The following is an 11,960-nucleotide window of genomic DNA, read 5'->3' on the forward strand; positions in this document are numbered from 1 at the left end:
GTGGTTGATGATCACCGCCGGCGCCGTCGCGTTCCTGCTGGTCGCCACCGGCGCGCTGCTCTGGATCGCCTACCGCAAGCTGGACGGCAACATCCGCACCGACTCGGCCACCGACCGGCTGCTCGCCCGGCTGGAGGCCGAGCGGCCGAGCCGCACCGCCGGGGCGCGGGGCGCCGAGAACATCCTGCTGATCGGCAGCGACGACCGCTCCGGCGCGAACGCCTCGTACGGCGGTGGGAGCGGCACCGAGCGCTCGGACACCACGATCCTGCTGCACCTGGCCGCCGACCGCAGGCACGCGACGGCGGTCTCGGTGCCGCGCGACGTCATGGTCTCCGTCCCCGCCTGCGAGAAGCCGGACGGCAGCCGCAGCAAGCCCGCGCTGATGCAGTTCAACCGGGCCTTCGAGACGGGCGGTCCGGCCTGCTCGATCCGGACCGTCGAGAAGCTGAGCGGCATCCGGATCGACCACTACGTGATCCTCGACTTCAGCGGCTTCAAGACGATGGTGGACGCGATCGGCGGGGTCGAGGTGTGCGTGCCGCAGCCGATCCACGACAAGGACGCCAGGCTCGACCTGCCCGCCGGCCGGCAGACCCTGCACGGCGAGCAGGCGCTCGGCTACGTCCGGGCCCGGGAGAGCCTGGGCGACGGCAGCGACACCCAACGCATGGGCCGCCAGCAGCAGTTCCTGGCCGCGCTGATCCGCAAGGCGCAGTCGCAGGGCGTGCTGCTGAACCCGGCGAAGCTGTGGCCGGTGCTGGACGCCGCGACCTCCTCGGTGCGGGCGGACGGCGGGCTGTCCTCGCTCGGCGCGCTGTACGACCTCACCCAGGACCTGCGCGGCGTCCCCTCGGCGGACGTGGTCTTCCTGACCGCGCCGCGCCGCCCGTACCGCTACGACTCGGACCGGGACGAGTTCGTGCAGCCGCAGACCGGCCAGTTGTTCGCGGCGTTGCGGGACGACCGGCCGGTCGCCGTCCGGCCGCCCGGGTCCTCGCCCTCGTCGGGCCCGTCCCCGTCCCCGGGGGCGGGTCCGACGGCCGAGGTGGCGGCGGCGGTGACGGCCTCGGCGACGGCGACCGCGTCACCCTCCGCGAGCGCCGCGCCCACCTTCGAGGGACGCACCGCCGACGTGGACGCCTGCGCCCCGCACTGAACCGCCGGCCCCCGACCGCGCCGGCGCACCCCGGTCCGGCCCCGTCGGCCGATCCGGACGTTTCCGCAATTGCTCGGCCACGAGCGGTATTTATCCCCGCCCTGCCGGAACATGGCGGAGATCACACCGGGAACGACTCCCCCGTTCGGCTCGTCTAGTGTGTCCGGATCGGCCCGTCCGTACGGGCGGTCCGCAGCCGTGACCGGTCGAAGGTAGGGAACCCCCGTGCACGAGGAGCAACCGGAAGGCGGCCGGTACCGGGTCGACCCGGCTCCCGGCGTCCCCCGGCAGCGCCGGCGGGCCGTCGAGGCACCGGCGGCACCGGCCCCCGAGGGCCGCCGGGACAGCCGGCGGCGGGCGGCCGCGCTCGCCAAGCGCAGCCGGCGCCGACGGGCGCTCAAGTGGACGGCCGGGGCGGGCGCCCTGGTGATGGTGGCGGGCTGCGGCGGAGCGTACTACCTGTACCGGCACTTCAACGACAACCTGACCTCGGTCAAGGTCCAGCTGGGCGACGAGTCCGAGCGGCCCCCGGCCGCCGGGGACGCGCTGAACATCCTGGTGATCGGCACGGACAGCCGGGAGGGCCTCGGCCGGGAGTACGGCGACGAGGGCAGCACCGGGCACGCCGACACCACGCTGCTGTTCCACATCGCCAAGGACCGCACCAACGCGACGGTGATCAGCCTCCCGCGCGACCTGATGCTGCCGATCCCGGAGTGCCAGAACGCCCAGGGGAAGAAGATCCAGGGCTCGGCGCGGGAGGAGTTCAACAACAGCCTCGGCCAGGAGGGGCGCGACGCGGGCTGCACCTGGAAGACCGTCGAGAAGAACACCGGGATCCGGGTCGACCACTTCGTGCAGGTCAACTTCGAGGCGGTGAAGACCCTGTCCACCGCCGTCGGCGGGGTCGAGGTCTGCGCGGCCAAGGACATCAACGACTCCGGCTCCCACCTCAAGATGACCAAGGGCCGGCACGTGGTCCAGGGCGAGGAGGCGCTGGCCTTCGTCCGCACCCGGCACGCGGTCGGCCAGGGCGGCGACCTCACCCGGATCCCGCTCCAGCAGCAGTTCATCAGCTCGATGATCCGCAAGATCAAGAGCGACGACACCCTGACCAGCCCGACCAAGCTCTACAAGCTCGCGGACGCCGCCACCAAGGCACTCACCGTGGACTCCGGCATCGGCAGCGTGGACAAGCTCAAGGACCTCGCGCTGGACATCAGCAAGGTGGACACCAAGAACATCACCTTCACCACCGCGCCCGTCCTGGACGACCCCAAGGACGAGAACCGGGTGATCCTCAAGCAGCCGGACGCCGGGCAGCTGTTCGCGATGGTCGCGGCCGACCGCTCGCTGACCGAGACCGCCGCCCCGCCGAGCGCCCCGCCCGCCGCCGAGGCCCCGGCCACCGGCGCCGCGACCCCGCCGCCCGCCCCGGCCGCCACCACCCCGCCGGTCTCCGGCAAGGGCGTCCAGCTGACGGTGCGCAACGGCAGCGGCACCCGCGGACAGTCCGGGCCGACCGTGGAGAAGCTCCGGGCGAAGGGCTTCGACAAGGCCGTGGTGGGCAGCGACGCACCGCCCGCCGAGACCACCACGGTGTCCTACCCGTCCGGCCGGGAGGCCGAGGCCCAGGCCCTGGCCGCCGCCCTCGGCCTGCCCGGCGACGCCGTCCGGCCGGCCGCGAAGTCGGACCCGAAGGGCGGGCTACTGCTGGTGCTCGGCAAGGACGTGCTGGCCGCCGCCAACCCGTCGGCGGTGCCCACCGAGGCGCCCGAGGACCTCCAGCGGGTCCAGGCGGACGACACCGACGTCTGCGCCAAGTAGCTAGCCGGGCAGGAGGGTTCCGCCCTCCTCGCGGTACCGCTCGGAGGTCCGGGGGCACTGCCAGCCGCCGTCCCCGGTGGGCCGCAGCGGCTCGCCGGCCCGGCCGACCCAGCCGATCCGGCGGGCCGGGACACCGGCGACCAGCGCGAAGTCCGGGACGTCCCGGTGCACCACCGCGCCGGCCGCGACCAGCGCCCAGCGGCCGACCGTCACCCCGGCGACCAGCACCGCACGGCCGCCGATCGAGCAACCCTGACGGAGCGTCACCCCCTCGGCCCGCCAGTCGTGTTGGCCCTTGGGGCGGCCCTCGGGAGTGACCGCGCGGGGGTACCGGTCATTGGTGAGGACGGCGGCCGGGCCGATGAACACCCCGTCCTCGACCACCGCCGGCTCGTACACCAGCGCGTGGTTCTGCACCTTGACCCGGTCCCCGATCCGCACGCCGGGGCCGACGTACGCGCCGCGGCCGATCACGCAGTCCGCACCGACCACCGCGTCCTCGCGGACCTGGGCGAGGTGCCAGACCGCCGTCCCGGCACCGATCGCGGCCCGTTCGTCGACGTCCGCGCTCGGCTCGATCCGGGCCGCACCCGCCCCGTCCTCAACTGTCGCCATGCGCACCGACGATAGCGGCGCCGCACGGCACCGCAGGCTGCCGAGACGAATCGGCGGGCGCCAGGGCGTGTCAGGCGCGCCCCGGGATCAACCCGTCTTCGAGAGCACGTCCTTGGAGGACGGGCCGACGCTGGCGATCACTCTTCGGGCCAGCGAGCGCGGAGAGGTCAGGAAGCCGAAGCCCCAGCTGAGGTGCATGGTCGCGAAGGCCACCGGCAGCAGCGCCCTGGCCTTGAACGACAGCCCGCGGCCTTCGACCGCGGCGCCGCCGAGGATGCCCATCAGGTACGCGCCGGGCACCGCCAGGAAGGCCGGGTGGACGGCGGCGCCGAGCACCAGCCCGAGGACGACCGCCGCCAGCGCGGCCGGCGGGGCGAGGTAGCGCATGTTGACCGAGCCGCGGTGGTAGCGGGTGACCACCCGGCGCCAGCGGCCGTAGTCCTTGTACTGCTTGGCCAGCGCCCGCACCGAGGGGCGGGGCCGGTACGTCACCTTGAGCTGCGGGGTGAACCAGACCAGGCCGCCGTCCTGGCGGATCCGGTAGTTCAGCTCCCAGTCCTGGGCGCGGATGAACTCCTCGTTGTAGCCGCCGAGCTTCTCCAGCACCTCGCGCCGGAACACCCCGAGGTAGACGGTGTCCGCCGGGCCGGCCAGGCCGCCGGTGTGGAAGGCCGCGTTCCCGACGCCGATCTTGGAGGTCATCGCGGCGGCGACCGCGTGCTCCCACTCGGTCTCGCCCTCGGCGTGCATGATGCCGCCGACGTTGGCCGCCTCCATCTCGCCGAGCAGCCGGACCGCCGTGGTGATGTAGCCGGGGGTGAGCAGGCCGTGGCCGTCCACGCGCACGACTATCGGGTGCCGTGAGCCCCGGATCGCGGCGTTCAGCCCGGCCGGCGTCCGGCCGGTGGGGTTCGCCACCGTCCGCACCCGCGGGTCCTCGGCCACCAGCTCGGCCGCGATCTCCGCGGTGCGGTCGGTGGAGGGGCCGAGGGCGATCACCACCTCCATCGGCCCGGGATACTCCTGGTCCAGGATGCGGCGGACCGCCGTGCGCAGGTGACGTTCCTCGTTGAGCACCGGCATGATCACGGAAACAGCCGGCAGCTCCTCAGCAGCCTTGGTGTTCATCGGGGCCAACCGTACCGGTGCGGACGCGTCCCCGTCTTGTCCCGGTCTGGGCGGCCGGGGACGCCTCGCGGCGCGGCACCGGTGCTGTGATCAAGAACACCGTACTCCCCCTTACGCGCGGGCCGGAAGCGGTGTGGATCCGGTGCCGGTCCGGGGTGGGTTCAGAGTGCGTAGTGAGCGACGGTGAACACCGCGTAACCGGTCAGCGCGAGCCGGTTCACCAGGTGCTGGGGGCCGCCCAGCCGGTCCGGCAGGGCCTGCGCCGGCCGCAGGTCGGGGCGGTGGGCGGCGGTGGCGACGGTCCGGGCCACCGCCGCCGGGTCGTACCGCCCGCCGAAGAAGGCGGCCAGCCGGGCCGCCGGGCGGCTGAAGAAGGAGAACTCCCGACCGCCGCGCAGCCGGATCGTCAGCAGGCTCCGGTGCACCGCCGCCGCCGAGATCTCCGCCCAGCGGTAGCTGCGGGTGCGCAGTGCGGTGGCCACCCGCAGGCCGTCGCGGTCGGCCACCAGCTGCCAGGAGAACGTCTGGGCGCAGGCGTGGATCGCCAGCGAGCCGATCCACAGCGGGCGCACCAGCCCCTCCCACCAGCCGTCGTCGTCGAGCAGCACGACGGCGGCGACGACCAGCAGCGCCGCCAGCGGTCCGGCCGCCGCCCGCAGTGGCAGCGGCATCTCCCAGCGGCAGGCGTCCAGCGGCCGGGCGTCCGAGCCGGCCTCGGGGGCGGCGGCGACGGTCTCGGCGGTCAGCGCGGCGACCGCCAGCTCGCGCTCGCGGTAGCGCCCGGAGCGCCGGCCGAGCCGCGGGGCCCGGGCGACGGGGGCGACCACGGAGGCCACCCGCTGCGTGTCGCCGTCCAGCAGGGCCGGGCGGACCAGGAGCTGCTGGTCGGGGCCGTCCGGGCCGCGGTACAGCACGGCCGGGACGCTGCGGCCGGCCCGGGCCAGCCAGGCGGCGGCCTGGTCCGGGGTGGCGCGCTCGAAGAGCTCGCCGTACTCCTCCTCGGCCGGGTCGTACCGCGGTTCCGACCCGGGGTGGTCCTCCTCGTCGCCCTCCAGGTCGGGGTGCTCGGGCAGCCAGCCGGGGCCCGGGCGGTCCGGCATGTCCGGGTGGCCCTCCCGGGCCCAGTAGTAGCGCTCCCACTCCTTCAGCCGCCACAGCGCGGGCCCGTCCGCCGGGCCGTCCACCGGGAGCACCAGCAGGTCGCCCTGGGCGTCGGCCCGGACCCGGACGGCCAGGGCGGGAGCGGTGCCCTCGAAGGCGGGCCGGGTGCGGCGGACGTCGTGGGCCAGGGCGGAGCCGAGCAGCAGCAGGCCGGGCAGGGCGAGCAGGCCGCCGAGGAGCACCTCGCCGGACAGGTCGTAGTCGTCGCCCAGCGCGCGGACCCGGTCGCCGTCCAGCAGCAGCGGGATCGCCTGGCCCGGCTGCGGTCGCTCGGCCCACCACACGTCCAGCTTCGCGGTGGGCCCGGCGGCGGCGCCGGGCGGCGCGGCGACCGTCACGTCACCGCGGTGGGGGTCCTGGTAGTGGACGGTCAGCAGGCCGTCCCGGTCGAACTCCCCCGCGGTGCCGGTGACCCGCACGGCCGCGCCGTCCCGCTCCTCCTGCTGGGACTGCGCCCACAGGCCGTACACCGGCAGCGCGGCGGCGGCGACCAGGAACAGCACGCCGAGCACCCGCCGCCCGACCGGCGCGTGCGGGGGGTGGACGGGCGAGGGCGCGCCGGCGGCCGTCCAGGGGAAGGGGACGGGCGGGGCCATCAGTTCGTCGAGCTGGTGGCGGGCGCGGCGGCGGCCGAGGTCGGCGCCGATCAGGACGGCGGCCAGCAGCAGGTGCAGCAGCACGGCGGACCAGCGGGCGAGCGGGGTGACCAGGCCGTTCGGGAGGTACCAGAACAGGGCCAGGGCGGCGACCGGGACGAGCGGCCGGACGCGGGGCCGGCCGACCAGCAGGACGGCCTCGGCCAGCAGCGTCCAGAGGGCCAGGGTCTCGCCCCAGGTCTCCCGGCAGATGCCCTGGGCGTTGCAGGCCCCTCCGCTGTCCGGCTCCACCGCGGCGGCCAGGGTCAGGAAGGCGACCGGCAGCAACGCGAGCCACCGGCTGTCCAGCCGCCACGCGGTCCGGGCGGCGCGCCAGCGGGCGGCGGCGGCACTGGTGAGGGGCGCGGCGCTGGGCAGCGGCGGGGCGTCCGAGGGGAACATCGGACGATCATCCCAGCCCGGGGGAAACGGAACGCACCTCGGCGGCGGCCTCCCGGCAAGGGGCGGGGAACGGCACCGGGGCCGGGTGCTGTGCGCACCCGGCCCCGGTCCCCTGTTCCCCCAGTTCCCCCCGGTCCCCCTGTTCCCCCCGTCTCCCCCGTGCTCCGGGGCCCGGCGACCCCGGAGCCGGCTCAGTCCGTCGCGATGGCCGCGAGGACGTTCATGCGTCCGGCCCGGAAGGCCGGGACGAGCGCGGCGAACAGGCCGATCAGCACCGAGGAGACCAGCGTGATCGCCACCATGGTGGTCGGGACGGAGAGCGTCCCCAGGCCCTGGTCCCGCAGCACCCCCTGGACGGTGACGCCCCAGGCGAGGCCCAGCCCGGTGCCGAGGACGGCGCCGAACAGCGCGATCACCACGGACTCCAGCCGGATCATCCGGCGCAGCTGGCGGCGGGAGAGCCCGATCGCCCGCAGCAGGCCGATCTCGCGGGTCCGCTCGACCACCGACAGCGCCAGGGTGTTGACCACGCCGAGCACCGCGACCGTGATCGAGAGGGCGACCAGCCCGTAGATCAGGTAGAGCAGGGTGTTGACCTGGGACTGCACCAGCTCCTTGTAGCCGGCCTGGTCCTTGACGGTCAGCTGCGGGTACTCCTTGAGCCCGTCCTGGAGGGCGGTCAGCGTCCTGGCGACGTCGGCGCCCGGGGAGGCCTTGGCGAAGAAGGTGTCCACCGGCGGCTGCTCGGCGGCGGGGACCGCCTTGGCCATGGTGTCCAGGTCCACGAAGGAGCCGTTGCCGAACAGCTCGCCCTTGGCGAAGACCGCCCCGACCGGCAGCACCTGGGTGCGTCCCTTGCCGTAGTCGACGGTCACCATGTCGCCGACCTTCAGGCCGAAGTCCTTGGCGAAGGCCTCGCCGATCCCCAGCGATCCGCGCCCGATCGACGCGGCCGCGCCGGAGCGCACGGTCGGGTGGAAGTCGGTGGCGAAGAAGGCGGGCGGCACGGCGTCCAGGGCGGTCTTCGCCTGCCGTCCGTCCGGCAGCTGGATCCTGGTGTGGAAGCCCTTCTGGACGGTGACGTGGTCGATGCCCGGGGTCCGGCGCACGATGTCCGTCATCTCGGTGGTGATCTCGGCGCGGCCGCCGCCGATGATGTAGTCCACGCCCACCGACCTGTCGATCTGCGCGCTGGCCGAGGTGACCGCCGAGGAGCTGAAGACCGAGGAAGCGATCACCAGCGCCAGGCCGATCATCAGCGCGGCGGCGGTGGCGCCGGTGCGGCGCGGGTTGCGCATCGCGTTGCGCTGGGCGAGCTTGCCGGACGGCCCGAACAGCGCCGGCAGCAGCGCGCCGAGCACCCGGACGACGGCCGAGGCCAGCAGCGGGCCGAGCACCACGAAGCCGATCAGGGTGAGCACCACGCCCAGGCCCAGGTACTGGCCGCCGGTGGCCGCCTTCTCCGCCCGCGCGCCGAGCGCCAGCAGGGCGCCGCCGCCGGCCGTCAGCAGCAGGCCGAGGACCGTACGGACCAGGTTGGCGCGGCCCTCGGCCGGAGTGCCGTGGTCGCGCAGGGCGGCCATCGGCGAGATCCGGCTCGCCCGGCGGGCCGGGAACCAGGCCGCGACCAGGGTGACCAGTATGCCGAGCGCGTAGCCGGCGACGAAGACGTCCGGCCCGACCTGCAGGTCGGCCGCCCTGAGGTCCATGCCGATCGCGTTCATCAGCTTGATCAGGCCGACCGCGACACCCAGACCGGCCGCCACCCCGAGGGTCGAGCCGAGCACGCCCAGGATCAGCGCCTCGACCAACACCGAGCGGTTGACCTGCCGCCGACTGCCGCCGATGGCGCGTAGCAGGCCGATCTCCCGGGTGCGCTGGGCGACCAGCATCGAGAAGGTGTTGACGATCAGGAACGCGCCGACGACCGCCGAGACGAGGGCGAAGCCGAGCATCGCGTACTTCATGAAGTTGAGGCTGCTGCCGACCTGCTTGGTGTTCTCGTCCTTCTGCTCGGCCGCCGTCTTGACCAGGTAGCCGCCGCCGATCCTGGCCGTCGTGTCGGCCTTGAGGCGGTCGTTGCCGAGGCTGCCGTCACCGAAGGCCTCGATCGAGGTGTAGGCCGGCTCGCCGAGCAACACCTGCTGGGCGGTCGGGGTGTCCAGGAAGCCGAGCGCCGCGCCCGGGTTGGTGGCGGTGAAGGTGGCGATGCCGGCGATGGTGAGGTCGTGCCTGCCGCCGGAGTTCTCGATCCTGATCCGGTCGCCGAGGCCAAGCTTGGCCTTCTTCGCGGTGTCCGCGTCCAGCACCAGCTCGCCGGAGTTCCGCGGCGCGTGGCCGGAGGTGATGGTGACCGGGTTGCGCGGGGTGTCGGTCCAGTTGCCGAGCATGGTGGGCGCGCCACTGGTCGGGCCGACCAGCTTGTTGGTGGCCGGGTCGATGAGGGCCGCGTTCCGGACCATGACCTGGCCGACGGCCTTCTTCACGCCCGGCACCGCGGCGACCTGGTCGGCGAGCGCGACCGGGACGGTCGGCGGCTTGACGGCGGCCTGCTGCTCCTCGTCCTCGGCCGGCTTGGGCGGATTGACCGAGACGTCGGAGGCGGTCGCGGCGAAGAGCTTGTCGAAGGTGCCGGTGGCGGTGTTGGAGAACACCAGGGTGCCGGAGACGAAGGCCACCGACAGCACGACAGCGATGAGCGAGAGCGCCATCCGGCCCTTGTGGGCGAAGAAGCTCCGCAGTGAGGTCTTGAGCAGCATGATGGTGTCGTCCCGCCGCTCAGCTGGTGCGCTTGCCGTCGAAACGGCGCATGCGTTCGAGGACGGAGTCGGCGGTGGGCGCGTGCATCTCGTCCACGATCACGCCGTCGGCGAGGAAGAGCACGCGGTCCGCGTAGCCGGCGGCGACCGGGTCGTGGGTGACCATCACGATGGTCTGGCCCAGCTCGTCCACCGAGCGGCGCAGGAAGGTCAGCACCTCGGCGCCGGAGCGGGAGTCCAGGTTCCCGGTGGGCTCGTCCCCGAAGATGATCTCGGGGCGGGCGGCCAGCGCCCGGGCCACCGCGACGCGCTGCTGCTGGCCGCCGGAGAGCTGGGAGGGGCGGTGCTTGAGCCGGCCGGACAGGCCGACCGTCTCCACCACCTGGTCCAGCCAGGCCTGGTCGGGCTTGCGGCCGGCGATGTCCATCGGGAGCGTGATGTTCTCCAGCGCGCTCAGGGTCGGAAGCAGGTTGAACGCCTGGAAGATGAAGCCGATCTTGTCGCGCCGGAGTCTGGTGAGCTGCTTGTCCTTGAGACCGGTGATCTCGGTGTCGCCGATCCGGATCCGGCCGGAGGTGACCGTGTCGAGGCCCGCCAGGCAGTGCATCAGGGTGGACTTGCCGGAGCCCGAGGGGCCCATGATCGCGGTGAACCGGCCGCGCTGGATGTCCACGTCGACGGAGTCGAGCGCGGTCACCCTGGTCTCGCCCGAACCGTACGCCTTGGTGACCTGACGGGCCGACGCGGCGACGGCTGACGCTCCGCCGGGAAGCTGGGGGTCGTACACGGCTGCTGCTGCCGTCGTCACTGGACTCTCCTAAGGAAGATGCGCTCACCCGTTGGCCCCCAGCCTCGCGGGCCCGCCCGCCTCATGACATGGCGCAGGCGGTAGTCCTCGACCGGGAGTTGTCTCCACCCTCCCGGTGGACCTGGCCACCGGACCCGACGCAAGCGGGCCGCTTCCCGGCGGGTGGGGATGTGTGAACCACGTTAGGAGCCGACGGCCGGCGGCTCGTCATCCGCCGGAATGAAGCCGCTCAACCAAGGTTCTACGGGCCGCGGCGCCGCTCCCCCTAGGGGTAGCCGCGGCCCGTCTCGGGGACGCCCCGTACGGGCCGCGGCGGCGGTCCGTCAGCTCGTCAGCGCGGTTGCGGCCAGCCGCTCCAGGGCCGTGGCGAAGCCCTCCACGACCGGGACCAGCAGGGCTTCGGTCTCGCGCTCCACCAGGGTCGTCCCGTCCTCCCGGGCGGTGATGTGGCGGTCGAGCACGAACCAGCCCTGGGTGATGTGGTCGGCGCCCATCGAGCTGAGCACCGGGCGCAGCGCGTAGTCCACCGCGAGGACGTGCGCGGGCGAGCCGCCGGTGGCGAGCGGCAGGACGGCCTTGCCGGCCAGCGCGTACTGCGGGAGCACGTCCAGCAGGGCCTTCAGCAGGCCCGAGTAGGCGGCCTTGTAGACGGGGGTGCCGACGACCACGCCGTCGGCGCGGGCGAACAGCTCGGTGACGGCGACGATCTCGGGGTGGTCGAAGTCGCCCGACAGCAGCGCGTGCGCGGGCAGGCTGCGGGCCTCGAAGGGGACGACGTGGTGGCCGCGCTCCGCCAGCCGCGCGTCGACGTGGCGCAGCAGGCGGGTGGTGCGGGAGGTGGGGGACGGGGAGCCGGAAACGGACAGGACGACGGCCATGGGTTCACCTCTGGGTGGAAGCGGGGCGGCGCGGTGCGGCGGGTTCCGGCCGGGTGCGGCGGGGGAGGGCGCCGCGGGTGGGGGCCGGTGCCGGGAGCGGTGCCGGGGCGGCACCGGGGGCGCTGTGTCGGCGGACGTGCGGCGGGGGCGCTGTGTCGGCGGACGTGCGGCGGGTACGGGGATTCGGCGGGCGCGCGTCAGCCGCGACAGAGCGAACAGGCCACACCGCGCCGCAGGTCGACGTGCCGCCGACGCGTGAGTGCCCAACGCTGATCCATGCCTGGAATGCAAACACGCTGTGTTCGGGCTGGTCAAGAAACGTTTCAGCAGCTGGAACACCGGGTGTCCGGACGTTGCGGCGGAACGATCCGGCACGTGCATCAAAACTGCTACAAGAAGCCCGGTGGGCCCCCCGGGGGGAGTCAGCCCGACCGGGGTCGGGCATCCTCGTCGGCATGAACACGTGGCAGGAGGGCCGCCCGGGGGGCGGCGGGAACCCGTACGGCGGAAACGGCGGGGGCGGCGCGGCCGAGCCGCCGCTGCCGTCCTCGCTGAACCCGCGCGGACCGGGGGCGGCCGCGCCACGGC

At 74.0% G+C, this 11,960-nt stretch carries 8 protein-coding genes; 2 read left to right on the plus strand and 6 right to left on the minus strand.

All coding sequences use genetic code 11. From position 1 onward, the window contains the following. Both ACWGKU_RS37940 and ACWGKU_RS37945 read left to right on the plus strand, forming a co-directional pair. A partial coding sequence (locus ACWGKU_RS37940) for an LCP family protein (RefSeq protein WP_452191759.1) occupies positions 1 to 1,159 on the plus strand: 1,159 nt, incomplete at its 5' end. A 225-nt stretch (positions 1,160 to 1,384) separates the two neighbouring features. Beyond that, on the plus strand, positions 1,385 to 2,986 hold the full coding sequence (locus ACWGKU_RS37945) for an LCP family protein (protein WP_401043780.1): 1,602 nt from the start codon (positions 1,385 to 1,387) through the stop codon (positions 2,984 to 2,986). Here the strand turns inward: ACWGKU_RS37945 and ACWGKU_RS37950 are convergent, their stop codons facing one another. From ACWGKU_RS37950 to ssuE, 6 genes are all read right to left on the minus strand, one after another. Beyond that, positions 2,987 to 3,601, minus strand: a complete 615-nt coding sequence (locus ACWGKU_RS37950) for an acyltransferase (protein WP_387695754.1) — start codon at positions 3,599 to 3,601, stop codon at positions 2,987 to 2,989. Positions 3,602 to 3,688: 87 nt separating this feature from the next. Then, positions 3,689 to 4,729: a glycosyltransferase family 2 protein gene (locus ACWGKU_RS37955; RefSeq protein WP_359910112.1), complete on the minus strand. Its 1,041-nt coding sequence runs from the start codon at positions 4,727 to 4,729 to the stop codon at positions 3,689 to 3,691. Between the two features lie 161 nt (positions 4,730 to 4,890). Then, complete coding sequence (locus ACWGKU_RS37960) at positions 4,891 to 6,927, minus strand: hypothetical protein (protein WP_452179144.1); 2,037 nt, start codon at positions 6,925 to 6,927, stop codon at positions 4,891 to 4,893. A gap of 191 nt (positions 6,928 to 7,118) precedes the next feature. After that, positions 7,119 to 9,689, minus strand: a complete 2,571-nt coding sequence (locus ACWGKU_RS37965) for an ABC transporter permease (protein WP_452179151.1) — start codon at positions 9,687 to 9,689, stop codon at positions 7,119 to 7,121. A 16-nt stretch (positions 9,690 to 9,705) separates the two neighbouring features. Beyond that, positions 9,706 to 10,494 carry an ABC transporter ATP-binding protein gene (locus tag ACWGKU_RS37970; RefSeq protein ID WP_359910121.1) on the minus strand — a complete coding sequence of 263 codons (789 nt, stop codon included), beginning with the start codon at positions 10,492 to 10,494 and terminating at the stop codon, positions 9,706 to 9,708. Positions 10,495 to 10,817: 323 nt separating this feature from the next. Then, entirely contained in the window at positions 10,818 to 11,372 is a 555-nt protein-coding gene (ssuE, locus tag ACWGKU_RS37975) for an NADPH-dependent FMN reductase (RefSeq protein ID WP_380355371.1), read from the minus strand. Positions 11,373 to 11,960 lie beyond the last annotated feature (588 nt).

Source organism: Kitasatospora sp. NPDC054768 (genome assembly GCF_053612025.1).